Here is a 24,692-nt window from a genome sequence, read left to right as displayed (position 1 = left end):
CTTGCTGTGGCGAGGGAGCTTGCTCCCGCTGACTGCGCAGCAGTCTCCGGCTTTTATTGGGGGCGCTACGCACCCCAGCGCAAGCAAGCTTGCTCGCCACAGTAAGTGCGCTCCAGCTGAGGAGATGCTCATGCAAACCACCCTTGCAACCACAGCCCATCGCCTTGCCCCACCGTGCGATAGGCCCAACCCTGCTGGCCGGCGCGGGTCTGGACCAGGTAATAGTCGCGGCGGACATCGGCGCCATCCCACCAGCCCGATTCAATGCGCTCCGGACCCATCAGGATCTGTACGCCGTGTTCGGCCAGCAAGGTCGGTTGCGGCAATAACCAGCCTGGGCGGCGGACCTTGTTCAAGCTCGGGCACGCCTGGTGGTCGGTCGCAGCCTGCCAGGCGCATTCGGGGCGATGGTCGGCCTGAAAACGCAGGCCCTGCACCGCCTCATCCCCCAGGCGTGCACGCAGGCGTTCGCGCAACTGTTCCCACGGCAGGGTTTGTTGCGGGCGGTCGTCGAACAGGTCCTGGCGTTGCGGCACGAACACCGGCAAGTCCTCGGCCACCAGGCGCACACCCCGCACCGGCGCGGTGACCTGTACCTGCTCCAGGCGCCCACGGGCCAGTTCGAACAACATTGAAGGCTCGCGCTCGGCGCTGAGCAGGCCCACCTTGATCACGCTGTCTTGTGCCTGGGCGTGTTCCAGGTGCAGGTCAAAGCGCTGCACGCCACTGTCGCGGCCGCACAGGAAAGCGGACAGGTCGCCGGTCAAACGCCGCAAGGGGAACAACAGCGCCTGGTGGGATTGCACATCGAAATTCAACTCGATGCGTGCATCGAACTGGTCGGGCGGTTGATAAAAATCCAGGGCCAATGGCCGCTGCCCGCTCAGGGCGTCGAGGTGCTTGAGCAGGCTGGCGTCAAAACGTCGCGCCAGGGTATGCCGGGGCAAGGCCTGCACCTGGGCCAGGCTGCGCAGGCCCATGCGCGACAAGGCGGTGGCGGCCTGGGGTTCAAGGCCTGCACGGTCGACAGGCAGCGACGCCAGGGCCTGCATCAGGGCGCTGTCATCGGCCACGGCCAGGCCGTCGTAGCCGTTTGCCAATATCCGCGCCGCCGCCGGGTTGGGCGCAGCGACGATGCGATGACGAAAGCCAAGTTCGGTCAGCTCTTTGCGCAAACGCGCCTCAAGTTGCGGCCAGGGGCCGAACAGGCCCAGGCTCGATTCGATCTCGAACAACAAGGCCCGTGGGTAATACAGGCTGACCTGGGAGCTGAACCGGTAGGCCCAGGCGGCCAGAAACTGCTGCAGGCGCTCGATCTCCAGCGGGTCGTATTCGACACAGGCAAACTGCTTGACCAGGGCATGGGCTGCCGTCAACGATTGCCCGGGGCGCAGGCCCAAGGCGCGGGCGGCGGCGTTGACGGTTTGCAACACACGCCGCTGCGGCGTGCCGGCCAGCAGCGCCAGCGGCTGCTCGGGTTCGGGATGCACACGCTGTGCCCCGTCCAGCGCCAATTGCGGGAAGACAATACACACCCAACGCATGGCAACCTCAATGCCCCGCCAGGACAATTGGCGCCGGATGGGCCAGCCCGCCACGGCACTTGAGCACCCGCACTTGCGCGGGTCTGGCCTCGACCGCCAGGCGCAGGGCGGCAGGCGAGGCATTGATCGCCTCGCTCAGGGAGCGCCAGGCAAACGCCAGGGTCTGCCCGGTTTCGGCCGCCACCTGCAAACGCCGCAAGGCACGATCATCGGCCTTGCGCGGCCAACACAACACCGCCCCGCAACTGCCAGAACGCAGGCATTGCTCCACCGCCCACAACGCGTCACGCTCCTCGGCCCGGATGATGGACAGCTGGCGCACATCCACCCCGGCGTTCTGCCACGCATGGGGATAGGGGGTATAGGGCGGCGCCACCAGCACAATGCGCTCGCCCAAGGCCGACAGGCGCGCCAGGGTAGGCAGCACCAGTTGCAACTCGCCCACCCCGTCCTGGGCCATCAGGATTTCACTCAAGGCCGATTCCGGCCAGCCGCCACTGGGCAGCACCGCATCCAGCGCCGCCAGCCCCGTGGGGTGCACGCTGGCCGGGGGCGCGGCGGGCCGGCCCTTCCAGACTCGCCCGCCATTGAACAGCGAGTCCAGGGCAACCACGGCGCCCATCAGCCTTGCCTCACCAGGCCGCAGAACACGCCTTCGATGGCCAGGTCCTGCTCGGGCCCGACCACGATGGGTTGATAGGCCGGGTTGCGCGGCAACAGGCGAACACTGTCGCCGTGGCGCTCGAAACGCTTGATGGTGACGTCGCCGTCCAGGCGTGCCACCACAATCTGCCCGTTCAAGGCTTCGGCACTGCGGCGCACGCCCACCAGGTCGCCATCGAGAATGCCATCTTCAATCATCGAATCGCCCTGCACCCGCAGCAGGTAATCGGGGGTTTTGGCGAAAGTGGCGGGGTCCAGTTGCAAGCGGCTGTGCACCTCGGCATCGGCGCCAATCGGCCGACCGGCCGCCACACGGCCGAGCACCGGTACATCCAGCCACTCGGGACGCGCAGGTTGATTGAGCAAGCGAATGCCACGGGCCTGGTTGGGGTTGACCTCGATAAACCCAGCTTCGGTCAGCGCCACCACATGCTTGCGGGCGACGCTGCGCGAGGCGAAGCCGAACGCCTCGGCGATCTCGGCGAGGCTGGGAGGCTGGCCTTGTTGCGCGATGCGCTCGCGAATGAAGGTCAGGATGGCGGTGCGGCGGGGAGTCAGGTTTGTCATGGAGTACATTTGTACTCCTGTGGGAAATTTCTGACAATAACCGTCAGTCTGCTAGTTGCCACCTACTTGTGGGAGCGGGCTTGCTCGCGAAGGCGATGTATCCGCTAGCACATGTGAAAACTGACCCACCGCTTTCGCGAGCAAGCCCGCTCCCACATGAAGGCATAGGTATCTACATAACTCTGTAGGTTGTAGCCGACGACGGTAACTACGATGCGAAGCGAGCCGCTCTTGATCTTGATCTTAGGCGCCCCGTTAAACCACGCTGGCCGGAATTCGACAGGGATTTGGGGGGTAAACCGGCAGGGATGCCGGTTTAGCCGCCCCGCGCCATGGATGGCGCGTGGCGGCGGCCCCCCAAATCACTGGCGGATTACGGGCACACCGAGCCTGGGCGAGGTGCCGAGTGGTGGGGCAAGAGCGTTTTGCTTACTTTTGCGCTTTTCAAAAGTGAGCCGCTGTAAGAGCGGAACCCTAGGTGGCCGTTACCGCAGGAATGGATATGTACGCATTCCAACCCAACTAAATGGTCGACCAGAAGGCCGCCATCGCAGGCAAGCCAGCTCCCACATTTGGACCGGGGAGCGTCAGGTAGACAGGGGTCGGCTGTCAGGTCTTTACCCAGGCCAGCGTCAGCGCGCAACCATATTTGTACTCAATCAAGAAGCCAACCATGCAAACGTCTAAATTCCGCAAAATCGGCATTCTGGCTTCAGTGGCCGTCGCAATCGGCCTGGCCATCTACACCGTAAACGCCCCCGCCGACGCCCCCCAATACCTCACCGCGACCGCAGAACGCGGCGATATCGAAAACGCGGTATTGGCCACCGGCCTGCTCGAAGGCGTCAAACAAGTCGACGTCGGTGCCCAGGTCTCTGGCCAGCTCAAGTCGCTGAAAGTCAAAGTCGGCGACAAGGTAAAGAAGGGCCAATGGCTGGCTGAAATCGACCCCTTGATCCTGCAGAACACCCTGCGCAAAGCCCAGGTCGATGAAGAAAACCTCCAGGCCCAACGCCGGGCGACAGCCGCGCAGCTCAAGCAGGCCAGGTCCGTATATGAGCGCTACAAAGGCTTGCAGGCCGATGAGTCGGTGTCACGCCAGGATTTCGAAGACGCCGAATCGACCTACCAGGTGCAGCAGGCCAACCTGCTGTCCCTGGACGCACAGATCAAAAGCGCGCACATCGAGATCGACACCGCCAAGGTCAACCTGGCCTATACCCGCATCAACGCGCCCATCGACGGCGACGTGGTGGGCATTGTCACTCAGGAAGGCCAGACCGTGATCGCCAGCCAGTTGGCGCCCGTGCTGCTCAAGCTGGCAGACCTGGACACCATGACCGTCAAGGCCCAAGTGTCGGAAGCGGATGTGATTCATATCAGCCCCGGCCAGCAGGTGTACTTCACCATTCTCGGCGAGGCGGACAAGCGCTATTACGCCAAGCTGCGCGGCACCGAGCCGGCGCCGCAAAACTTCCTGGAAACCCAGACCGCCGGCACGCCGAAGCAAAACACCGCGGTGTTTTACAACGCGTTGTTCGACGTGCCCAACCCAGAGCACCGCCTGCGCATCGCCATGACCGCCCAGGTGCGCATCGTGCTCGACACCGCCCAGGCCGCGCTGATAGTGCCCGTGGCGGCGCTGGGCGTGCGCAATGCCGATGGCCGCTACGACGTGCGGGTGCTGGATGCCAAGGGCAAGGCGGTCGCCCGCACGGTGAAGACCGGTATCAATAACAACGTCAAGGTGCAGATCCTGGACGGCCTGGCCGAGGGCGACACCGTGGTGATCGGCGATGCTACACCTGCCGTGGCGGGGAGTTGAGTCATGACCCAGCCTCTGTTGGAACTCAAGGGCATCACCCGCAGCTTCATGGCCGGCGAGCGTGAATTCATCGCGCTCAAGGGCATCGACCTGACCATCCATGCCGGGGAAATGCTGGCGATCATCGGCGCCTCCGGTTCGGGTAAGTCGACCCTGATGAACATCCTCGGTGGCCTGGATTACGCTACCGCCGGCAGCTACAAGATCAATGGCATCGAAACCCGCTCCCTGGGCGATGAGCAACTGGCAGAGCTGCGGCGTGATTACTTTGGGTTTATCTTCCAGCGTTACCATTTGCTCGCGCACCTGAGCGCTTTGCACAACGTGGAGATGCCGGCGATCTACGCCGGCACCCCGCAAAGCCAGCGCCATAGCCGCGCCGGGGAATTGCTGGCACGCCTGGGCCTGTCGGGCCACACCAGCCATCGGCCCAGCCAGCTGTCCGGCGGGCAACAGCAGCGGGTGAGTATCGCGCGGGCCTTGATGAATGGCGGTGAAGTGATCCTGGCCGACGAACCCACCGGCGCCCTCGACACCCACAGCGGCAAGGAGGTGATGCGCATCCTCGCCGAACTGCACGCGGCGGGGCACACGGTGATTATCGTCACCCACGACCCCAAGGTCGCGGCGAACGCCCAGCGCATTGTCGAGGTGTGTGATGGCGAGATCATCAGCGACAAGGCCAACGACAGCGTCGGCCTGGAATTGCCCGTCGAGGCGCCGGTCGAGCCCCGACGCAGCGGGGCGCGGCGCCTGGTGGCGAGCCTGGGGCTGTTCAAGGAAGCGTTCAACATGGCGTGGGTGGCGCTGATTTCCCACCGCATGCGCACCTTGCTGACCATGCTCGGGATTGTCATCGGCATCACCTCGGTGGTGTCGATCTCGGCCATCGGCGAAGGCGCCAAGCGCTATGTGCTCAAGGACATCCAGGCGATTGGCAGCAACACCATCGATATCTTTTCCGGCACCAGCTTTGGCGACAGTCGAGCCTCGGCGATCCAGACGCTGATGCCCTCGGATGTGGACGCGCTGAACCAGCTGTATTACGTCGACAGCGCCACGCCGGTGGTGGGCCGCAACCTGATGCTGCGCTTTGGCAACATCGACGTGGATGCACAGGTCAATGGTGTCAGTGACCGCTACTTCAAGGTCAAGGGCCTCAAGCTTGAAGCCGGCATTACCTTCAGCGAAAGCGATGCGCGGCGCCAGGCCCAGGTGGTGGTGATCGACCACAATACTCGCCAGCGCCTGTTCGGGCCCAACATCGACCCGCTGGGCCAGGTGATCCTGATAGGCAACCTGCCGTGCACGGTGATCGGCGTGACGGCGGACAATAAAAACATGTTCGCCGCCAGCAAGGCCCTGAACGTGTGGGTGCCATACGAAACCGCGGCGGGCCGTCTGCTGGGCCAGCGTCATCTGGACAGCATCACCGTGCGCATCAAGGACGGCCAGCCGAGCAAGGTGGTGGAAGACAACGTCAATAAACTCATGCTGCAACGCCATGGCACCAAGGATTTTTTCACCAACAACCTCGACAGCATCATGCAGACGGTGCAGAAAACCAGCCGCTCCCTCGCGCTGTTGCTGTCATTGATTGCGGTGATTTCTTTGCTGGTGGGCGGTATTGGTGTGATGAATATCATGCTGGTGTCGGTCACCGAGCGCACCCGTGAAATCGGGATTCGCATGGCGGTGGGGGCGCGGCAATCGGATATTCGCCAACAGTTTCTAGTGGAGGCGGTGATGGTGTGCCTGATCGGCGGGATCATCGGGATCTCCTTGTCCTACGCCATCGGCTACCTGTTTTCGCTGTTTGTGAAGGAGTGGGAGATGGTGTTTTCGGTGGGCTCGATCATTACCGCGTTTGCCTGTTCGACGTTGATCGGCATTGTGTTTGGTTTTGTACCGGCGCGGAATGCGGCGCGGTTGGACCCGATAGAGGCACTGGCCCGGGACTGACCTGAGGGAGCTGCTGATCGTTCCCACGCTCTGCGTGGGAACGCCGCCATGGACGCTCTGCGTCCACGGTGACGCAGAGCGTCACGGGATCCATTCCCACGCGGAGCGTGGGAACGATCTTAGTCTTCGGTCGGGTACATCCACCGCAACAACGAGTGCCGTCCGCTGATCCCCAACTTGATCGCCGCACGCTTGAGGTAGCTCTCGATGGTGTTGACCTTCAACGCCAATTGCTCGGCCAACTCCGGCGCGGTGCGCCCGGCCAGCAGGCCTACGCACACTTGTTGATCGTTCCCACGCTCTGCGTGGGAACGCCGCCATGGACGCTCTGTGTCCACAGTGACGCAGAGCGTCACGGGATCCATTCCCACGCGGAGCGTGGGAACGATCTTAGTCTTCGGTCGAGTACATCCACCGCAACAACGAGTGCCGTCCGCTGATCCCCAACTTGATCGCCGCACGCTTGAGGTAGCTCTCGATGGTGTTGACCTTCAACGCCAGTTGCTCGGCCAACTCCGGCGCGGTGCGCCCGGCCAGCAGGCCTACGCACACTTCCAGTTCACGGTTGGACAAGGTAAGCCCCGATTGCACCAGGCGCTCCTGGATGCGTCGGCGCAAGGTGTCGATGCCCTGGGGTTGAGGCACTGCGCACGGGCTGTCCGGGAGCGATGGCTGCAGCGCGGTGATGTGTTTTTCCACCATGGGCAGCAACAGCGTGGAGAAGTCCTGGAGCATGCTGCGCTCTTGCGCGGAAAAGCTGTCGGACGGGTGCGAGCGATACACCGACAGTACATAGCGCACATCGTCCTTGCGGCGCGTGAGGTGCAGTTGTGCGGCGAGTTGCTCGCTGCCCAGAGCCGCCACCGAATCGGTGTACACCGGGCTGATCTTGCGGCGGCCAAGGCCTTCGCGGCTGACTTGCAATTGGGTGATATGGGTGGCGTCCACTGCCAATTGGGTAAGGATCAGGTCATGCAGCATGCGTGGGAAATGGCGGCTGCCGGTGCTGGCGATGACCTTGCCTATCTGTGGGAACAGGTGTGAGTTCATCAATTCGTCCATGAGTTTCGTGCAGGTATCGGGCCTTATAGCGACGGGGGTTAAGAAGGTAACTAATGTGAATAACCTGCAGTGATAGTGCGTCCCGCCGCTGACATGCTAGTACAGCCTGGCTAAAGGAGGGGGATCCAATCTGCGAAAAAAAAACATTAAACAGGCAGAGCGGCAGTCGGATCCTTCCGACCGCCGCCCAGGCACCGCATGACCCATGGGGTTGGACGCTATTTCATTGCATACGCCGCTGTCGCAATGGGCCGCAGGTTGGCAGCGCTGCACTTGGCCAGGGCCTGTTGGATATCGGCCAGCAGGTCGGCAACGTCTTCAAGCCCCACCGACAAACGCACCAGCCCCTCGCTGATACCGTGCTGCGCCCGTTGTTCGGGCGTGTAGGTGGAGTGGGTCATGCTCGCCGGGTGTTGGGCCAGTGATTCGGCATCCCCCAGGCTGACTGCGCGGGTGAACAGTTGCAGTGCGTTCATGAAGCGCTGGCCGGTTTCGAGGCCGCCCTTGAGTTCAAAGGCGATCATGCCGCCAGGCAGTTTCATTTGCCGGTTTGCCAGTTCGTATTGTGGGAAAGAACGCAGACCGGGGTAGGTTACCCACTGCACCGCAGGGTGCGCCTGCAGCGCCTCGGCCACCGCTTGGGCGTTGCTGCAATGGCGGTCCATGCGCAGGCCCAGGGTCTTGAGGCCGCGCATCAGCAATGCGGCGTCCTGGGGCGACATCACCGCGCCGGTCAGGTCCTTGAGCCCTTGCAGGCGAATGCGCTGCGCCAGGGCCTGGTTGCTCACCGCGATGCCTGCGGTAATGTCGCCGTGGCCACTGAGGTATTTGGTGGCCGAGTGCACCACCACATCGGCACCCTGTTCCAGGGGACGTTGCAGATAGGGAGTGCAATAGGTGTTATCGACCACCACGGTGACATTCGGCTGCTGATGGGCCAGTTCGGCCACGGCGGCGATGTCGATCAGGCGAAGGTTGGGGTTGGCCGGGGTCTCGCAGTAGAGCATGCGGGTGGCCGGGGAGAACGCTGCTTGCAGGGCGGTGAGGTCGGTCAGGTCGACATGCCGCACCTTGATACCGAATTCGCTCAGGCCGTGGTGCAGCAGGGCGAACGTACAACCATAGAGCGTCTGGCTGACGATGATCTCGTCGCCCGGGCGCAACAGAGTCCAGAACGTCGCGGCAATCGCGCCCATGCCGGAGCCGAACGCCACGGCGGCCTCGCCGTTTTCCAGGCTGGCCATGCGTGACTCCAGCAGGGCCAGGATCGGGTTGGAAATGCGCGTATAGAAGTGGCCGCTGGCTTCGCCGGCAAAGCAGGCGGCGCCGTATTCGACGGTGGGAAAGGCGAAGGTCGCAGACAGATAGATCGGCGGGACGAGTGCGCCGTGGTGGTCCTGGGCGTCATAGCCGTGGTGTATGGCACGGGTGGAAAAGCCGAATGTGGTGTGTTTATTGTGCATGTCGGGCGCTCCTTATTTCCTACAATGCTATGCTCATAACCACGGATGAACCTTGCAAAAAAGCCCGGAAAAACCTGCGTTTGTGGATCAAACACCGATAAAAATAATGATTAGAGGCACGTTATGCCCATCAAGCTGGACCGCACCGATAAAGCCCTTTTGAACGCGTTGCAGGGCAATGCCCGCCTGACCGTGGCCGAGTTGGCCGAGCGGGTGGCGCTCACCACTTCACCGTGCTGGCGTCGGGTGCGCACCCTGGAAGAAAGTGGGGTGATCAGTGGCTACCAGGCGATTCTCTCGCCCAAGGCACTGGGCTACGGGGTGACCGCGTTCGTCAGCATCATGATGGAAAGCCACACCCAGGAAATTGCCCGGGCGTTCGAGCAACGTCTGTTGGCCATCCCAGAAATTGTGGCGTGCCATAACGTCTCTGGGCGCTATGATTTTTTGCTGGAAGTGGTGGCCAAGGACCTGGAATCGTTCGGTGAATTTGCCCGAGAGGTCTTGCAGACCTTGCCTTGCGTCAAGGAGATCTATTCGAGTTTTTCCTACAAGTCGGTAAGGCCGCTGCGGGTAATTCCGCTGCCGGGTTGAGGCACGGCTTAGCGCTTCAGTCGACATCGTGTGGATACCCAGGCAAATCGAAGACGAAAAAAAACCGGCTGATCAGGCCGGTTTGGGGGGGGCCGCCAACAGTGCGGGGTTATACGTGGGTGCTCAGCAGACGCTCGGCACCGCCTTCAGCCAGGCCACGTTCCTGCAGACGATCAGCACCGCCTTCAGCCAGGCCACGTTCCTGCAGGCGATCGGCACCGCCTTCAGCCAGGCCACGTTCCTGCAAGCGATCAGCACCGCCTTCAGCCAGACCACTTTCCTGCAAGCGATCAGCACCACCTTCAGCCAAACCACGTTCTTGCAGACGATCCGCGCCACCTTCGGCAACACGGGTTTCTATCAGGCGATCCGCGCCGCCTTCAGCGACAACCGGGTGGGCAAAAGCGTTTGCAGCGAGTACCGAGAAAGCGAGGCTAAGCAAGAGTTGGCGTTTCATGATGATGTGCTCCGAGTGTTTTAGTTGGGTGCCGTTTGGCATGGGTTTGATGTTACGCGTTGCATTTTTTTAGAGAACTTCATTGCGCTGATGGTGACTATCGATGCCAACGATGGTCCCGCTGGCGGGACCATCACTGCGGCCGTCATGGCATTTGCGGCAGTTCGTTGGGGCGCAGGTCAAACACCAGTACTTCAGCGTCTTCGCCGTGGCTCAGGCGGATCTGGCGTTCGTCCCGTACGCGTACACCGTCGCCTTCCTGCAAGCGCTGGCCGTTGAGTTCAACGCTGCCGCGCGCCACATGGATGTAGGCGTAGCGATCCGGTGCCAGCTCCAGGCGGGCACTTTCGTCAGCGTCGAACAGCCCGGCATACACCCGTGCGTCCTGGCGCACTTTCAGCGAACCGTTGGCGCCCTCCGGCGAGATGATCAACTGCAAACGCCCGCGTTTTTGCGCTTCTGTGAAGTGCTCCTGCTGATAGCGCGGCTTGGCGCCTGCTTCGTTGGGCACGATCCAGATTTGCAGGAAGTGCACGCCATGACGCTGGCTGTGGTTGAACTCACTGTGGGCTACGCCGCTGCCCGCGCTCATCAGTTGCACATCGCCGGGGCGGATCACCGAGCCGGTGCCCAGGGTGTCCTTGTGTTCCAGCGCGCCTTCGAGCACGTAGGAGAAGATCTCCATGTCACGGTGCGGGTGCTGGCCGAAGCCTTTGCCTGCGGCGACGCGGTCGTCGTTGATCACCAGCAGGTCGGAAAAACCCTGTTCCTTGGGGTTCCAGTAGTTGGCGAAAGAGAAGGTGTGGAACGACTTCAACCAACCGTGATTGGCGGCGCCGCGTTCGGAAGCTTTGCGAAGGGTCAGCATGGTCCAGTCCTCAAGTGAGCGCGGGCTGCGAGATGCAGAGCGCTTGCGTTGAGAAGAAGGTTAATGGTTAACGAATGATTGATTAAGAAGATGAAAATAGAATAACTGTCTCTTTGAAGTTGACAGTCAAAGTCGTGCCATAATGCCCGTCGCACTCCTTCTCGATGGACATTTCCCGCTTATGAAAACCGTGGCCATGGCGCTGTTCCCGGACTTCCTGCTGCTCGACATGGCCGGGCCGCTGGAAGTGTTTTCGATTGCCAACCGCTACCTGCCGGCGGCCGACCACTACCAGATCCTGACCATCGGCACTGAGCCCGGTCCGTTGCAGGCCTCCAATGGCGTGAGCGTGCAGACCGACCTGCTGTTGGAACAGGCCCAGGCGGCTTATGACCTGCTGTTGGTGCCGGGCGGCCCCGGCGCCTATAACGAATGCCACCCCGCGTTGTTGCCCTGGCTCAAAGCTGCGGCGCCACGGGCTCGGCGTTTTGGCTCGATCTGCACCGGCGCTTTTGTGCTCGGCCACGCAGGTTTGCTCGACGGGCACCGCGTGACCACCCATTGGCACTACACCGAGCGGTTGATCAAGGCGTTTCCCGGCGCCATCGTCGAGACCGATCGCATCTATTTGCAGGACGGGCGGCTGATTACCTCTGGCGGCGTCACTGCGGGTATCGACCTGGCCCTGTCGGTCGTGGCCCAGGACCATGGCAAGCAAGTGGCGGTGGATGTGGCCAAAGTGCTGCTGGTGGTGATGAAGCGCCAGGGCGGCCAGGCCCAGTTCAGCCCGATGACTGCCGCCGTGGCGCCTCAGGAAACTCCGATCACCCGCGTGCAGAACCACGTCCTGGCGCATCTGGATCAACCCTTTACCATCGAGTCCATGGCTGAGTTGGCCGGAATGAGCGCACGCCACTTCGCGCGGCTGTTCGCCAAGGACGTGCAGATGACGCCCATGGCGTTCCTGCAGGGCGCGCGCATCGACCGGGCCCGGCACCTGCTGGAAACCACCGACCTGCCGCTCAAGACCGTGGCCTTCCACGCAGGCTTTGGCAGCGTGCGGCATATGCGTTTTCTGTTCAGCGAAAAGCTCGGGCTGAACCCTACCCAATACCGACAACAGTTCAGTTAACGACACCATGTCCGTCTCAGGCACCCGATTGTCCGTATCGCTCCCCGTGCCAGCATTGTCCTGTCATCGCCAACTGGCAAGATAGCGTCGAGCCCATGGAAAAAGGATGCGCAGGCACTCAAGCACGGGTGTTTCAGCGCTGTGACGGACATGCAAAATGCTACGGCGGTGAGCTTTGGCCCCTACACCTTTCATCGGCAGCAGCGCCTGGTCAGCAAGGCGGGCTGGCCGGTGCCACTGGGCGGGCGAGCCTTGGATATTCTCGCGGTACTGCTCGAAGCGCCCGGGCACTTCGTCAGCAAGGCGACCCTGATCGAACGGGTGTGGCCCAACAGCGTCGTTGAAGACAGCAACCTGCGTGTGCATATCGCCGCGCTGCGTCGTGCCCTTGACGGCCAACGCTGGATCCTCAATCACCCCCAGCGCGGTTACTGCTTCGCTGCGCCTGCGCAGGACGCGCTGCCGACGCTGCTGCCTCAGCACAACCTGGCTGCACGGCTCAGCCCGGTGTGGGGGCGAGATGAACTGGTGGGCGTGCTGGCGCGACGGTTGCCTGTGCAGCGGTTATTGACCCTCACCGGCGTGGCCGGCATTGGCAAGAGCACGCTGGCCCTGGCCCTGGCCGAGCGGGTATTGCCGCGTTATCGCGACGGCGTATGGTGGGTCGACATGGCCGTTGTGCAAACCCCGAGCGAACTGCTCGGTAGCCTGGCCAGGGTGTTGCAGTTGCATTCGACGCCCGCGAGCCTCAACGAACTGGGCCGGCGCCTGGCCTCGCGCCACGTGTTGCTGGTACTCGACGGCGCTGACCTGCTGCTGGGCGCGTGTCGACAACTGATGCGTGCGCTGCGCGAGGCGGCGCCGGGCATCAGCGTGCTGATCACCAGTCGCGAAGCCTTGCTGGCCCCTGGCGAGTGGATAGTACGTGTGCCTCGGCTGGCAGTGCCGTCGCCAAAGGCGTTGGCCAATGTCGAGCAGGCGATGGCCTGTCCTGCGGTGCAACTGTTCGTGGCGCGCGCGCGTGCCAATCAGCAGGGGTTTGATTTGCGGCCCCAGGACCTGGCGCCGCTGGGCGACCTGTGTCGGCGTCTGGACGGCCTGCCGTTGGCCCTGGAATTGGCGGCCGCCCAGGTGGATGCGTTGGGCATCGGCGGTGTGCAGATGCAAGTACGCACAGGCTTGCAAGTGCTGGCCCGTGGGCGCCGCACGGCAGTGGAGCGCCATCGCTCACTGACCGCGGCCCTGGATTGGAGCTACGAGCGCTTGAGCCTGCCGGAGTGCTGGCTGTTTCTGCAATTGAGTCTGTTCAAGATGGCAGTCACCTTACCCACCCTGAGTGACCTGGTGACCGGTACCGAGCTCGAACATGCCGACCTGTCTTACCTGCTGGCGCGCCTGGTCAACGTCTCGCTGCTGAGCGTCGAGCCCGGCCTGGGCCCGGCGCGCTATCGGCTGCTCAACTGTGTGCGCAGCTACGCCCTGGGGCAACTGCGCGACCCGCGTCAGGTCGCGCGTTTGCAGCAGGGCTACGCGCCTTGCCTGGGGGCGTTCTCAGGCCGGCCGTTTGTCCTGCAACTCGTCGAGCAGGCAGCGCACGCGCAGTAGATCCTGAGTGGCGAAGCCTTCGCTGAAACGTGCGTGGATTGAACTGAGCAAGTCCCTGGCGAGCTGAATGCGCCCCTGCTGTTGCCACAGTTGCGCCAGGGCTGCGCCGCAGCGCAGCTCCCAGGCCAGGGCGCCTTGCTGGTGCGCCAGGCCCAGCGCCTCCAGCAGCAGGGTTTCAGTGGTGTGCTCATCCTCTAGCTGCAAGGCGTACACCCGCAGAATCTCCGGGGCGCACCAGCCCGCAGCGCCACTGCGCGCACGTTCCAGGGTTGGTGCATCCACGGCATGGGTGCCGAAGGTGATCAAGGTGTCTTGGATCAGACCCAGGCCCTGCCAATCCGGTTGGCCAAGAATACCGGCGTAATGTCCGGCCCAGGTCTGGAACAACTGCACAGAATGCTTGTGCGACTGCTCCAGCAGCAGCCTTTGCAGGGCTTGGGCGTCGTCTTCGGCGCCGTTGTAGCGGGCGATCACCACCCCAGCCAGGGCCAGGGTGTAGCAAATCGAGGTGCCGTGGTTGATCTGTAGCGCCAACTCCAAAGCCTGACTGGCGGTGCGCCAGGCGCGCTCGGGAAAGCCCTGCAACCACAGGATTCGCGCCAGCACGGTCAAGGAGGCGACGCCCTGGTCGTACTGCACGCCAACCCCGAAGGCAAAGCGGTTCACGTGACCGCTTTGGGACATGCGCTGCAGCACCTGCTCGGCGTGGTGCCGGGCGAGCGTCTGGTTGCCGGTGTAATGCTGACCCAGCGCACGCAGCCGCTGCGCGCTAAGGCCCAGCAACGGCTCGGTGCGTGGGTCGAGGCGTTCAAACTGCACACTCAGCGCCTGCGCTGGGCCGTAGCGCCCGGCGCACAGGTTCACCGCCATCAGCCCGGAGACCGCCCGCAACTGGCCGCCAAGGTCCTGGGTTGTCTCGGCCAGGCGTGCGGCACCCTCGAATGCCGCAATGGTCCGAGGTGCGGCGCCCATGGCGTGGTAGGAGAGGCTGCCCAGGGCCAATTGCAGTTGCAGGGTCAATTGCGTGCAGGGCGCGGTGACCTGGCCGATCAGCGCCAGCGCCTGGTCCACATAGCCGCCGTGCTCACGCAGCAACGACAACTCTTGCCACAGCGGCATCGCGCTGACCGTCAGGCGGATAGCCAGCAGCTGCGCACCGTCGTCAGCAAAGCCCCAGTCGAGGGCGGCACGCACGTCTTCGCGCAGCGGTGCGTAACGGTCGATCCACGGCTGTGTGGCGATCAGGTCCCAGTCGCCTTGGGCCTGTTCCATCAGCGCCAGGCAGCGTGCAGCGTGGCGCTCTCGTGTGGCATGCAGTTCGCAGGCCTGGCTGAGCTTTTCCAGGGCGTAGGTGCGGGTGATGTCCAGCAGGCGATAGACCATCTCGTCATCGCTTGCTTCCACGTTCAACAACGACTTGGCCACCAGTTGCGTAATGGAGCCCAGCACTTCGGCGGGGGCCACTTGCTCCCCGGCGATCACCGCCGCTGCGCTGACCAGGCTGAAGCCGCCACGGAAGACCGCCAGGCGGCGCAGGCAGATTTGCTCGCACGCCGTTAGCAGGTCAAAGCTCCAGTCGAGCGTGGCGCGCAGGGTCTGCTGGCGGGGCAGGGCACTGCGTCGGCCGCGGGTCAGCAGCCGAAAGTTGTCTTCCATCTGCACCAGCAGGCCCGGCAAACCAAACCGTTCGATTTGCGCGGCCACCAGTTCGATCGCCAGGGGAATGCCGTCCAGGCGCTGGCAGATATCAATCGCCAGGGGCAGTTCAGCGTCGCTGAGGGCAAAGCTCTCCTGGTGGGACATGGCGCGCTCGATCAGCAATTGCATGGCCGGGTAACCCAGGGCCTGGGCGCGGTTGCCGGTGGCGGGCGGGCAGGCCAGCGGCTCAAGGCGCTGCACATATTCACCTTCGGCGCGCAGGGCTTCGCGGCTGGTGGTGAGGATGTGCAGGTGCGGTGCATGGCGCAGCAGGGTTTCACTGATCAGGGCGATGTCGTCGAGCAGGTGCTCGCAGTTGTCGATCACCAGCAGCATCTGGCGTGCCTGCAGACTGCGGGCGAGGCTGGCCAGGGAGGCATTCTCGCCCGGTGTCAGGCCGAGCAGGGCGGCGAGGTTGGGCAGGATCATGGACGCGGCACTGAGCGGCGCCAGGTCCAGCAGGTGAATACCGTCGCGGTAATGCCCGATCAGCAATTCCGCGACCCGCAGGGCGACGGTGGTCTTGCCGATGCCTCCGGCGCCGGTCAGGGTGATAAAGCGCTGCTGCGGCAGTTGTTGTACCAGGGCGTCGATCAGCGCTTGGCGGCCGATCATGCGCGTGCGCCGCAGGGGCAGGTTATGGCTGGGGCGTTGGGGCGCACCGTCGGTGGGCAGCGTCATGGGTTCGATGCTCAGTGGCGCAACAAAACTGTAGCCGCGCTGGGCGACCGTGACGATATAGCGCTGCCCGGCCTGGCCGTCGCCCAGTGCCTTGCGCAACGCAGCCATGTGCACCCGCAGGTTGCCGTCTTCCACCACGCTTTTGGGCCAGACCCTTGCGATCAACTCCTGTTTGCTCACCACATTGCCGGCGTGCTCCAGCAGGATCAGCAGAATGTCCACCGCCCGCCGCCCCAGGCGCAGCGGGCGGCCGGCCTCCAGCACCAGGCGCTGGCGCGGGTGGATGCGGTAGGGGCCGAAATGCACGGCCTGGTCGCTCAAGTCATTCATGGCTGCCCAGGTTCTGGAGGAAGGGAGCGACCAGCATATTCCAGGTACGTGCAGACCACTAGGCAGCGATCACATCAGGTTTGCTGCGCGAGTGGTGATTTCGCCAGGTCATCGGGTTGACGCCTTCGCTGCGGGTGAACATATGGCAGAAGTGCGCCTGGTCGCAAAAGCCACATTCCAGGCTGATCTGGGTGAGGCTCAGGGACGAGCCGGTAATCAGTTCCTTGGCGCGCTGGATGCGTTGCTGGCGAATCCATTCCTGGGGCGACAGCCCGGTGGTGCACTTGAAGGCGCGGGAAAAATGGCTGCGCGACAAGGCGCAGGCCTGGGCCAGGTCGGCGATCGCCAGGCTTTCGCCGAGGTTGGCGAGGATCAGTTGCTTGGCGATGCGCTCGCGCCGGGGGCACAGGCCACCGGTGGCGGGCAACCGGGGGGAATATTGCTCGAGTCGGGCCATGACAAATATCCGCAGTCGATGGGAACGTTCCCGGTGGATGGGTGCAGTGTAGACGCGCTTCATCTTGTTGCCGGAGCGCCTGGCTGACGAGTTAATCGTTGTTAATTTCGCCAGGTGCGGTGCCGGAAAAGACAGCACAGCTATGCAATCCCAGGCGTGCAGTGCATGCTTCCCTGGCCCCCTGGAAAACGTTTGGATAGCGCCCATGAACCGCAACGATCTGCGCCGCGTCGATATGAACCTGCTGGTGATTTTCGAAGCCTTGATGTTCGAGAAAAACCTGACCCGAGTCGCCGAAAAACTGTTTATCGGCCAACCGGCAGTGAGCGCCGCGCTGGGCCGTTTGCGCGATTTGTTCGACGACCCGTTGCTGCTGCGTAACGGCCGTGCCATGGAACCCACGGCGCGCGCACTGGCGATACTCAAGGAGCTGCAACCTGCCATGGACACCATCTCGGGCGCCGTCAGCCGCGCCAAGGATTTCGACCCCTCCACCAGCTGCGCGGTGTTTCGTATCGGCCTGTCCGATGATGCGGAGTTCGGGCTGTTTCCGTCGTTACTCAGCCGCCTGCGCGAAGAAGCGCCAGGCATCATCGTGGTGGTGCGCCGCGCCAATTACCTGTTGATGCCTTCGCTGCTGGCCAGCGGTGAAATCTCCGTGGGGGTCAGCTACACCACCGATCTGCCGGCCAATGCCAAGCGCAAGAAACTGCGCGATATCCCCTGCAAGGTCCTGCGCGGCGATGACGGCGAGGCGCCGCTGACCCTGGATGATTACTGCGCCAGGCCCCATGCAATGGTGTCGTTCTCCGGTGACCTGAGCGGCAATATCGACCTGGACCTGGCCCGCATCGGCCGCTCGCGCCGCGTGGTACTGGCGGTGCCGCAGTTCAGCGGGTTACGGGCGTTGCTGGCGGGGACGCAGATTATCGCGACCGTGCCGGATTACGCCGCGTGCGCGTTGACCGAAGGCACACGCCTGCGCGCCGAGGACCCGCCGTTTGCGATTGATGCTGCGGAGCTGTCGATGGTGTGGAGCGGGGTGCATGACAACGACCCGGCGGAGCGGTGGCTGAGGGGCAGGATTGCGGAGCATATGGCGCGGGCCACATAGATTTGCCGGCCATTGCAGGAGCGAGCTTGCTCGCGAAAAACTCCCAGGCGCCACGTTTATTCAGAAAGTAGGGGTTATCGTTGACGTTTTTTGCGCGCAAGCCCGCTCCTGCAACAAGCCAAACAGCACATACATCCAATTCTCCCCAGCCGCCAAGCCGCCAGACTCTCCCCATCGCTCAATACTCCGGGGAAGCACTCAGCCATGGATTCAACCACCAACACCGGCCCCGACGAAGTCGTCACCCTGGTCGTCAAGCACCGGGTCAAACCCGGTTTTGAAGTCGAGTACGAAGCCTGGTTGCGCCGCATCGTGCGCATCGCGGGCGAACGCCCTGGGCACCTTGGTGTTGACGTGGTGCGCAGCCAGCAAAACGGCATGGCGCTGTTCACTTGCGTGCTGCGCTATAGCTCCACCAGCGCCCTTGAGCTGTGGCTCGGCTCCCCGCAACGCCAGGCCCTGATCGACGAAGCCGCGCCGATGCTGGCGGACGGCGACCAGACGGAAATCGGCGCGGCCAATGAATTCTGGTTCACGCCCCAGGCCGAGGGTGGTGCCAAGCCGCCGCGCTGGAAGCAGGCGGTGGTCAGCCTGTTTGTGATCCTGCCGCAAACCCTGCTGCTGCCGTTTATCTGGGGGCCGATCCTGCGGTTGCACCCGTTTCTGTCCAATTACGTGGTCTCCACCTTCCTGGTCACCCTGACCATCGTGTTGCTGGTGGTGTACCTGCTGATGCCGGCGGCCACCCGCCTGTTCGCTCCCTGGCTTGAAGCCTCTGTAAAGGAAACCCTATGAACGCCGATCTGATTCTGTTCAATGGCCAGTTCCACACCGTGGACCGGGAAAACCCACGCGCCACCGCCGTGGCCATCCACCAAGGGCGCTTTGTCGCCGTGGGTACCGACGGCGAAGCCATGGCCCTGCGCGGCAGCGGCACCCAGGTCATCGACCTCAAGGGCCGCACCGTAATTCCCGGCCTCAACGACTCGCACTTGCACCTGATTCGTGGCGGGTTGAACTACAACCTTGAACTGCGCTGGGAAGGCGTGCCGTCCCTGGCCGATGCCTTGCGCATGCTCAAGGACCAGGCCGACCGCACGCCCACGCCGCAATGGGTACGCGTGGTGGGCGGTTGGAACGAATTCCAGTTCGCCGAAAAGCGCATGCCCACCCTGGAAGAACTCAACCAGGCCGCCCCGGACACCCCGGTGTTCGTGCTGCACTTGTACGACCGCGCCTTGCTCAACCGCGCAGCCCTGCGGGTGGCGGGCTACACCAAGGACACGCCGAACCCGCCGGGCGGTGAGATCGTGCGCGACAGCAACGGCAACCCCACCGGCATGCTGGTGGCGCGGCCTAACGCGATGATCCTGTATGCGACCTTGGCCAAGGGCCCGAAACTGCCTTTGGAATACCAGGTCAACTCCACCCGCCAGTTCATGCGGGAACTCAATCGCCTGGGCCTGACCAGCGCCATCGATGCCGGCGGCGGCTTCCAGAACTACCCCGATGACTACGCGGTGATCGAGCAACTGGCCAAGGATCAACAGTTGACGGTGCGCATCGCCTACAACCTGTTCACCCAGAAGCCCAAGGAAGAGCTCAGCGATTTCAAGAACTGGACCGGCAGCGTCACCCTGCATCAGGGCGATGACTACCTGCGCCATAACGGGGCCGGCGAAATGCTGGTGTTCTCGGCGGCGGACTTTGAAGACTTCCTCGAGCCCCGCCCGGACCTGCCGCTGACCATGGAACAGGAGCTGGAACCGGTGGTGCGCCACCTGGTGGAACAGCGCTGGCCGTTCCGTCTGCACGCCACTTACGACGAGTCCATCTCGCGCATGCTTGACGTGTTCGAGAAGGTCAACCGCGATATTCCGTTCAATGGCTTGCCGTGGTTCTTCGACCACGCCGAAACCATCACCCCGAAAAACATCGAACGTGTGCGTGCCCTCGGTGGCGGTATTGCGATTCAGGATCGCATGGCGTTCCAGGGCGAATACTTTGTCGAGCGCTACGGCGCCAAGGCCGCCGAAGCCACACCGCCGATCAAGCGCATGCTGGCCGAAGGCGTGCCGGTTGGGGCGGGCACCGATGCCACCCGCGTGTCGAGCTACAACCCCTGGACCTCGCTGTACTGGATGGTCAGCGGCCGTACCGTCGGTGGCCTGGAGCTGCACGCCGAGGGCTTGCCGCGCCTTACCGCATTGGAGCTGTTCACCCACGGCAGCGCCTGGTTCTCGTCCGAGCAGGGCAAGAAAGGCCAGATCAAGGTCGGTCAATTGGCGGATGTCGCCGCGTTGTCGGCGGACTTTTTCAGTGTCGAGGAAGAAGCTATCAAGTGGATCGAGTCGGTGCTGACAGTGGTCGGCGGCAAGGTCGTGTACGGCGCTGGCGACTTCGAAGATTTCGCACCGCCACGAGTACCGGTGCTGCCCGACTGGTCGCCGGTGGTCAAGGTGCCAGGGCACTGGCGCCCGACGTCGCCGATGCAGGCCCAGGTTCACCAGTGCAGCGGCCCCTGTGGCGTGCATGCCCACAGCCATGAAAAAGCGCGCCTTTCCAGCGTGCCGGTCAGCGACTTCCAGGGTTTCTGGGGGGCGTTCGGCTGCTCCTGCTTTGCTTTTTGAAAAACACCCCATCCCCAAAGGAGTTACCCATGACTTACAAGCGCTTGAACAAAGACGATGCTGTTGTGCTGTTGGTTGATCACCAGACCGGCCTGATCTCCCTGGTGCAGGATTTCTCCCCCAACGAGTTCAAGAACAACGTGCTGGCCCTGGCCGACGTGGCGAAGTTCTTCAACCTGCCGACCATCCTGACCACCAGCTTTGAAAGCGGCCCCAACGGCCCGCTGGTGCCTGAGCTCAAAGAACTGTTCCCCGACGCGCCGTACATTCCGCGCCCTGGCCAGATCAACGCATGGGACAACGAAGATTTCGTCAAGGCCGTCAAGGCGACCGGCCGCAAGCAGATCATCATTGCCGGTGTGGTGACCGACGTGTGCGTGGCATTCCCGACCCTGTGTGCCCTTGACGAAGGCTTCGAGGTTTTCGTGGTCACCGACGCTTCCGGCACCTTCAACGAAACCGTGCAACAAGCCGCCTGGGCGCGTATGACCGCCGCCGGTGCGCAACTGGTCAACTGGTTCTCCGTGGCCTGCGAGCTGCAAGTGGACTGGCGCAACGATATGGAAGGCCTGGCCAACCTGCTTTCGCCGCGCATTCCCAACTACCGCAACCTGATGAACAGCTACTCGGCGTTCGCTGCCAAGTAACCTGCTCTGTAAAACACCGCAAAACCCTGTGGGAGCTGGGCTTGCCCGCGATTGCGATGCATCAGTCAACAGTATTGCTGGCTGATACACCGCTATCGCAGGCAAGCCAGCTCCCACATGGGTTTATATTGCCCACAACATCAGCGCCTGACACAGCTCCAACATTTGATGGTGTTCACATTTTGGTTTGTGGTGTGACCACTGACGGGCTATAAAACAGCCTATCGTCCCCTGAGAAGCGACAATGAACCCCTTCGAAGACATGCGCCTGTTCTGCCAGGTCATGGAATCCGGCAGTTTCACTGCCGCCGCCGAGCAATTGGGCTTGTCCAAGCAATTCGTCAGCCGCCGCCTGATCCAACTGGAAGACCGCCTGGGCGTACGCCTGCTCAACCGCTCCACACGGCGCCTGGACGTCACGCCGCTGGGCCAGAGTTACTACGAGTCGGCCTTGCGCCTGCTCGGTGAGGTGGAGCAAGTGGAGCAAGGCATCGCCGGCCAGAACAGCGAACCCCGCGGCACCATTCGCCTCAGTGCACCCTTGTCGTTCGCCATGGCGCACCTGGGTTGCCTGTTGCCGTTGTTCCTGCGCCAGCATCCGCAGGTCTGCGTTGAAGTCGACCTGAGCGACCGCCCGGTGGACTTGATCGGCGAAGGCTACGACCTGGTGCTGCGCATCGGCACCCTGGAAGACTCCACCCTGATCGCCCGGCGGATCGCCGCTATCGAGCGGGTGTATTGCGCCAGCCCCGACTACCTGGCGCTGCGGGGTACGCCATTGAAACCCGAGGATTTAGCCACGCACGACTGCCTGCCTTACGGCCACGGCCGTCAGGTGCAATGGCGTTTCAAAGGCAAGGTGCAAGCGTTGAGCGTCAGTGGGCGCATGCGCGTCAACAACGGTGACCTGCTGCGCGATACCGCGATAGCCGGTTTGGGCGTTACCTACCTACCGACGTTCATTGTCAGCGAGGCCTTGAAGGATGGGCGTCTGGTCAAGGTACTGGAGGACTTCGCTCCTGAGGCCTTGACCCTGTCGGCGGTGTACCCGCAGCACCGCCAGAGTTCACGCCCGGTGCAAGCGCTGGTGGAGTTCCTGCGCGAACGCCTGGCTAGCGGCTGCTGAACAGTTGGCGGATCAGGTTGGGCGTGCTGCCCGTCCACCGCTTGAACGAGCGCCGAAAATTCGCCGCATCGTTGAAATTCAGGTACGCCGCTACTTGCTCGTTACTCCACCCCTTGGCCTGGTACAGGTGCAACGCCACATGCTTGCGCACCCGGTCGACCTGTTGCTGAAAACCGGTGTCGTGCCGTTGCAACTTGCGCTTTAGCGTGGCCGGGCTCATGGCGAAGGTGTGGGCGGCCTGTTCCAGGCTTGGTGGCTGGCGCACGTGTTCGCGCAGGTAGGCATCGAGGCAGTCCAGAAAACTTGTGGCAAAGCCCAGTTGCTCGATTTGTTCAAGGGCTTGCTGGCGCGCGACCTGGCCCGCCGTGGCCGAAGCACCCGGCCAGGTGTGGGTGAGGTATTCACGGGGGAGGCACATCATGTTCAGAGGGCGTTCGAAGCGCGTGTGTTCGCCCAGATGCACCCAGTATTGCTCGACATACCGAGGTTCGGCGTGGCTGAAGCTGCACACCCACGGCAAGCGCTGGCCGCTGAGCCATTGGCTCATGGCAACCAGTGAAGTCATGCTGGCTTCGAGCAGAAAGCGCCAGTGTTCGCCGGCGCCGCAACTGTCCAACCAATACAGGTAAGCGTGGTGCTCATCCAGCTCCAGTTGCAGCGTGGCCAGCGGGCTGAGCAGCACTTGTTGCTGGATCAGGATATCCAGGGCCTGATGAAGGTTCTGTGCATGCCCCAGCGCATGACTGGCGGCGCCGTAGTAGCCGGGCAGCAGGCGTTGGCCAAACAGGAAACTGCTGTCATCGGCATCCAGCAGTTTGCGGCTGTTGCCGATCAAACCCAGGAACTGCTGCGGGCTCAACCGCGCATTGCCGGCCAGGATGTCTTCGTGGAACAGGCCGGTGCCGCGCAGTAGGCGATGGCTGTCGATGTCCCGGGACAAGCCCAGGTCGATCAACGTGGCGGGTTGATAGTGACCGGGGATGAAGCGGCTGTCGTTTTCATACCAGCTGGTTTTCACGGCCATTTCAGGCACTTTTCGCAAGGGGTTGCTTGGCCCGGGCCAGGCCCATATTCAGCCGTTTGAGCAGCTCGTGGGGTGACTCTTGCAAGGCCATCACCACCGCCGTGGTCGCCGTCAGTTGCAGGCGTTCGCCCTGTTGCCGGCTCTTGTGGGCGAGGCTCTGCACCGCGTGTTGCAACTCCAGCGCCAGGCCCTGGGCCTGGCGCTCGCCGGTGTTGGGCAGCAGCACCACAAAACGATCGCCCGCCAGGCGGCACAACAGGTCCTGGCGGCGCAGGTTGAGCAGCAGCACATGGCTGACCGCCTGTAGCACCGCATCACCCTCGGCATGCCCGTAGGCCTGGTTGATGGTGGCGAAGTTGTCCAGGTCCAGGGCCAACAACGACAGTGGTTGTTGCTGCGCTTGGCTGTCACGCAGGCTGTCGGCGAGTTGGCGCTTGAGGTAGTCGGCACCGGCCAGGGGCGTGAGTTTGTCGAACAGCCGATGCTCGCGAAACAACCGCTCGCGTTTTTCCATCTGTGCGCTGATCGCCAGTTGTTCGTGGTGCCAGTGATAAATGCCAATCGTCAGCAGGATCATGCCCACCGGCATTGGCCCTGACTCCAGCCAGTGATCCCAGGAGATGCTGTCAGGCAGGCGGATGAATTCGTCGAGGCTGTCGATCCACCAGGAAAAAAAGATGCACGACAGCCCCAGCGCCAGGTATTGGGTGACCCGTCCGGCGGGGCGGCTTTTCAATACCAGGCCCAGCCAGATCAGCGCGAGCAGCGCCGAACCGCCTTCGCCGATGATATCCAGCCACACCCATTCGCTGACGCTTTTGAGCTCGCCGCAGGCCAGGTGCAGGATCAGTCCGAGGTTGGCGGCGATCAGGAGCAATGCGAGTTTCCAGCGGTGGGGTTTGAGCACGGAAAACATGGCCACGGGTCCTTGGGCAAATGAGTAATGGGCGCCAGCACAGCAGATGGATGTGACGGTTGGATGACGGGCGGGGAGGGTCGAATCAGCTCATGCCCTCGGCCTATTTTTTAGCTGGACATAGAGCCCATGTGGGAGCTGGCTTGCCTGCGAAGACGGCCTGGCAGCCGGCCTCTATCTATCTGACGGTCAGCGTTCCAAATGTGGGAGCTGGCTTGCCTGCGATGGCGACCTGACAGGCGACACTGTTTATACCGAGTACATATCCATTCCTGCGGTAACGGCCACTTAGGGTTCCGCTTTTACAGCGGCTCACTTTTGAAAAGC

At 62.9% G+C, this 24,692-nt stretch carries 22 protein-coding genes; 10 read left to right on the top strand and 12 right to left on the bottom strand.

The genetic code is table 11. The features are described from left to right. Positions 1 to 128: 128 nt before the first annotated feature. The 3 genes from OC445_RS26260 to lexA are packed head-to-tail and all read right to left on the bottom strand — an operon-like array spanning position 129 to position 2,783. Positions 129 to 1,544 (bottom strand): Y-family DNA polymerase, encoded by a 1,416-nt coding sequence (locus OC445_RS26260; RefSeq protein WP_034126120.1) that lies wholly within the window; start codon positions 1,542 to 1,544, stop codon positions 129 to 131. Positions 1,545 to 1,551: 7 nt separating this feature from the next. Then, a complete protein-coding gene (gene imuA / locus OC445_RS26255) occupies positions 1,552 to 2,166 on the bottom strand; it encodes a translesion DNA synthesis-associated protein ImuA (protein WP_262020435.1) in 615 nt (204 codons plus the stop codon). After that, positions 2,166 to 2,783 (bottom strand): transcriptional repressor LexA, encoded by a 618-nt coding sequence (gene lexA, locus OC445_RS26250; RefSeq protein WP_054898514.1) that lies wholly within the window; start codon positions 2,781 to 2,783, stop codon positions 2,166 to 2,168. Before lexA ends, imuA begins: the two co-directional genes overlap by 1 nt. Before the next feature lie 664 nt (positions 2,784 to 3,447). Between lexA and macA the strand changes: the two genes are divergently transcribed. Next, complete coding sequence (gene macA / locus OC445_RS26245; protein WP_054898758.1) at positions 3,448 to 4,599, top strand: macrolide transporter subunit MacA; 1,152 nt, start codon at positions 3,448 to 3,450, stop codon at positions 4,597 to 4,599. 3 nt (positions 4,600 to 4,602) lie between these two features. Then, complete coding sequence (locus OC445_RS26240) at positions 4,603 to 6,561, top strand: MacB family efflux pump subunit (protein WP_057974884.1); 1,959 nt, start codon at positions 4,603 to 4,605, stop codon at positions 6,559 to 6,561. A gap of 119 nt (positions 6,562 to 6,680) precedes the next feature. On the opposite strand, the gene OC445_RS26235 is transcribed toward OC445_RS26240, so the two are convergent. The 3 genes from OC445_RS26235 to OC445_RS26225 form a co-directional block, all read right to left on the bottom strand. After that, complete coding sequence (locus OC445_RS26235; protein WP_410055965.1) at positions 6,681 to 6,842, bottom strand: hypothetical protein; 162 nt, start codon at positions 6,840 to 6,842, stop codon at positions 6,681 to 6,683. A gap of 109 nt (positions 6,843 to 6,951) precedes the next feature. Beyond that, on the bottom strand, positions 6,952 to 7,611 hold the full coding sequence (locus OC445_RS26230; protein ID WP_198791240.1) for a helix-turn-helix domain-containing protein: 660 nt from the start codon (positions 7,609 to 7,611) through the stop codon (positions 6,952 to 6,954). A gap of 230 nt (positions 7,612 to 7,841) precedes the next feature. Then, a complete protein-coding gene (locus tag OC445_RS26225) occupies positions 7,842 to 9,086 on the bottom strand; it encodes a methionine gamma-lyase (RefSeq protein ID WP_262020434.1) in 1,245 nt (414 codons plus the stop codon). A 123-nt stretch (positions 9,087 to 9,209) separates the two neighbouring features. On the opposite strand from OC445_RS26225, the gene OC445_RS26220 reads away from it, so the two are divergent. Further along, on the top strand, positions 9,210 to 9,680 hold the full coding sequence (locus OC445_RS26220) for an Lrp/AsnC family transcriptional regulator (protein WP_014718112.1): 471 nt from the start codon (positions 9,210 to 9,212) through the stop codon (positions 9,678 to 9,680). Between the two features lie 109 nt (positions 9,681 to 9,789). Here OC445_RS26220 and OC445_RS26215 read toward each other — a convergent pair whose 3' ends face one another. Continuing rightward, a complete protein-coding gene (locus tag OC445_RS26215; protein ID WP_072448803.1) occupies positions 9,790 to 10,137 on the bottom strand; it encodes a hypothetical protein in 348 nt (115 codons plus the stop codon). Between the two features lie 145 nt (positions 10,138 to 10,282). Beyond that, on the bottom strand, positions 10,283 to 11,005 hold the full coding sequence (locus OC445_RS26210) for a pirin family protein (protein WP_034127388.1): 723 nt from the start codon (positions 11,003 to 11,005) through the stop codon (positions 10,283 to 10,285). A 181-nt stretch (positions 11,006 to 11,186) separates the two neighbouring features. Here OC445_RS26210 and OC445_RS26205 point away from each other — a divergent pair, with 181 nt between their 5' ends. Together OC445_RS26205 and OC445_RS26200 are read left to right on the top strand one after the other, a co-directional pair. Beyond that, positions 11,187 to 12,137, top strand: a complete 951-nt coding sequence (locus OC445_RS26205) for a GlxA family transcriptional regulator (RefSeq protein ID WP_054898656.1) — start codon at positions 11,187 to 11,189, stop codon at positions 12,135 to 12,137. 150 nt (positions 12,138 to 12,287) lie between these two features. Beyond that, a complete protein-coding gene (locus OC445_RS26200; protein ID WP_054898657.1) occupies positions 12,288 to 13,742 on the top strand; it encodes a winged helix-turn-helix domain-containing protein in 1,455 nt (484 codons plus the stop codon). On the opposite strand, the gene OC445_RS26195 is transcribed toward OC445_RS26200, so the two are convergent. Together OC445_RS26195 and OC445_RS26190 are read right to left on the bottom strand one after the other, a co-directional pair. After that, entirely contained in the window at positions 13,689 to 16,451 is a 2,763-nt protein-coding gene (locus tag OC445_RS26195; protein WP_054898658.1) for an ATP-binding protein, read from the bottom strand. The two genes, OC445_RS26200 and OC445_RS26195, sit on opposite strands and share 54 nt — an antisense overlap. A gap of 58 nt (positions 16,452 to 16,509) precedes the next feature. Beyond that, on the bottom strand, positions 16,510 to 16,908 hold the full coding sequence (locus OC445_RS26190) for a helix-turn-helix domain-containing protein (RefSeq protein WP_034127392.1): 399 nt from the start codon (positions 16,906 to 16,908) through the stop codon (positions 16,510 to 16,512). 205 nt (positions 16,909 to 17,113) lie between these two features. Here OC445_RS26190 and OC445_RS26185 point away from each other — a divergent pair, with 205 nt between their 5' ends. From OC445_RS26185 to OC445_RS26165, 5 genes are all read left to right on the top strand, one after another. Beyond that, positions 17,114 to 18,022, top strand: coding sequence for a LysR family transcriptional regulator (locus tag OC445_RS26185; RefSeq protein WP_003191909.1), 909 nt, complete (start codon positions 17,114 to 17,116; stop codon positions 18,020 to 18,022). Between the two features lie 204 nt (positions 18,023 to 18,226). Next, positions 18,227 to 18,817: an antibiotic biosynthesis monooxygenase gene (locus OC445_RS26180; protein WP_054898659.1), complete on the top strand. Its 591-nt coding sequence runs from the start codon at positions 18,227 to 18,229 to the stop codon at positions 18,815 to 18,817. Next, complete coding sequence (locus OC445_RS26175; protein ID WP_057974876.1) at positions 18,814 to 20,652, top strand: amidohydrolase; 1,839 nt, start codon at positions 18,814 to 18,816, stop codon at positions 20,650 to 20,652. The genes OC445_RS26180 and OC445_RS26175 overlap by 4 nt, the downstream gene beginning before the upstream one ends. A gap of 29 nt (positions 20,653 to 20,681) precedes the next feature. After that, the gene (gene ycaC, locus OC445_RS26170; RefSeq protein ID WP_003191905.1) at positions 20,682 to 21,299 is read left to right on the top strand and encodes an isochorismate family cysteine hydrolase YcaC; all 618 of its coding nucleotides are present in this window, start codon (positions 20,682 to 20,684) and stop codon (positions 21,297 to 21,299) included. Positions 21,300 to 21,543: 244 nt separating this feature from the next. Then, positions 21,544 to 22,425 carry a LysR family transcriptional regulator gene (locus tag OC445_RS26165; RefSeq protein ID WP_054898661.1) on the top strand — a complete coding sequence of 294 codons (882 nt, stop codon included), beginning with the start codon at positions 21,544 to 21,546 and terminating at the stop codon, positions 22,423 to 22,425. Here OC445_RS26165 and OC445_RS26160 read toward each other — a convergent pair. Both OC445_RS26160 and OC445_RS26155 read right to left on the bottom strand, forming a co-directional pair. Beyond that, on the bottom strand, positions 22,412 to 23,449 hold the full coding sequence (locus tag OC445_RS26160; RefSeq protein ID WP_034127395.1) for an AraC family transcriptional regulator: 1,038 nt from the start codon (positions 23,447 to 23,449) through the stop codon (positions 22,412 to 22,414). The two genes, OC445_RS26165 and OC445_RS26160, sit on opposite strands and share 14 nt — an antisense overlap. 1 nt (position 23,450) lies before the next feature. Then, on the bottom strand, positions 23,451 to 24,365 hold the full coding sequence (locus OC445_RS26155; protein ID WP_054898662.1) for a GGDEF domain-containing protein: 915 nt from the start codon (positions 24,363 to 24,365) through the stop codon (positions 23,451 to 23,453). Positions 24,366 to 24,692: the final 327 nt, after the last annotated feature.

The organism is Pseudomonas sp. Pse35 (assembly GCF_024519715.1).
Taxonomy (GTDB): domain Bacteria; phylum Pseudomonadota; class Gammaproteobacteria; order Pseudomonadales; family Pseudomonadaceae; genus Aquipseudomonas; species Aquipseudomonas paracarnis.
This window is presented reverse-complemented; position numbering and strand designations above follow the sequence as displayed.

Coding starts and splice junctions, on each gene's coding strand:
- OC445_RS26195 (WP_054898658.1), bottom strand. CDS start 16,451: ATGAATGACTTGAGCGACCAGGCCGTGCATTTCGGCCCCTACCGCATC.
- ycaC (WP_003191905.1), top strand. CDS start 20,682: ATGACTTACAAGCGCTTGAACAAAGACGATGCTGTTGTGCTGTTGGTT.
- OC445_RS26190 (WP_034127392.1), bottom strand. CDS start 16,908: ATGGCCCGACTCGAGCAATATTCCCCCCGGTTGCCCGCCACCGGTGGC.
- OC445_RS26185 (WP_003191909.1), top strand. CDS start 17,114: ATGAACCGCAACGATCTGCGCCGCGTCGATATGAACCTGCTGGTGATT.
- OC445_RS26205 (WP_054898656.1), top strand. CDS start 11,187: ATGAAAACCGTGGCCATGGCGCTGTTCCCGGACTTCCTGCTGCTCGAC.
- imuA (WP_262020435.1), bottom strand. CDS start 2,166: ATGGGCGCCGTGGTTGCCCTGGACTCGCTGTTCAATGGCGGGCGAGTC.
- OC445_RS26180 (WP_054898659.1), top strand. CDS start 18,227: ATGGATTCAACCACCAACACCGGCCCCGACGAAGTCGTCACCCTGGTC.
- OC445_RS26225 (WP_262020434.1), bottom strand. CDS start 9,086: ATGCACAATAAACACACCACATTCGGCTTTTCCACCCGTGCCATACAC.
- OC445_RS26215 (WP_072448803.1), bottom strand. CDS start 10,137: ATGAAACGCCAACTCTTGCTTAGCCTCGCTTTCTCGGTACTCGCTGCA.
- OC445_RS26260 (WP_034126120.1), bottom strand. CDS start 1,544: ATGCGTTGGGTGTGTATTGTCTTCCCGCAATTGGCGCTGGACGGGGCA.
- OC445_RS26160 (WP_034127395.1), bottom strand. CDS start 23,449: ATGGCCGTGAAAACCAGCTGGTATGAAAACGACAGCCGCTTCATCCCC.
- lexA (WP_054898514.1), bottom strand. CDS start 2,783: ATGTACTCCATGACAAACCTGACTCCCCGCCGCACCGCCATCCTGACC.
- OC445_RS26230 (WP_198791240.1), bottom strand. CDS start 7,611: ATGAACTCACACCTGTTCCCACAGATAGGCAAGGTCATCGCCAGCACC.
- macA (WP_054898758.1), top strand. CDS start 3,448: ATGCAAACGTCTAAATTCCGCAAAATCGGCATTCTGGCTTCAGTGGCC.
- OC445_RS26220 (WP_014718112.1), top strand. CDS start 9,210: ATGCCCATCAAGCTGGACCGCACCGATAAAGCCCTTTTGAACGCGTTG.
- OC445_RS26155 (WP_054898662.1), bottom strand. CDS start 24,365: ATGTTTTCCGTGCTCAAACCCCACCGCTGGAAACTCGCATTGCTCCTG.
- OC445_RS26200 (WP_054898657.1), top strand. CDS start 12,288: ATGCAAAATGCTACGGCGGTGAGCTTTGGCCCCTACACCTTTCATCGG.
- OC445_RS26175 (WP_057974876.1), top strand. CDS start 18,814: ATGAACGCCGATCTGATTCTGTTCAATGGCCAGTTCCACACCGTGGAC.
- OC445_RS26240 (WP_057974884.1), top strand. CDS start 4,603: ATGACCCAGCCTCTGTTGGAACTCAAGGGCATCACCCGCAGCTTCATG.
- OC445_RS26165 (WP_054898661.1), top strand. CDS start 21,544: ATGAACCCCTTCGAAGACATGCGCCTGTTCTGCCAGGTCATGGAATCC.
- OC445_RS26210 (WP_034127388.1), bottom strand. CDS start 11,005: ATGCTGACCCTTCGCAAAGCTTCCGAACGCGGCGCCGCCAATCACGGT.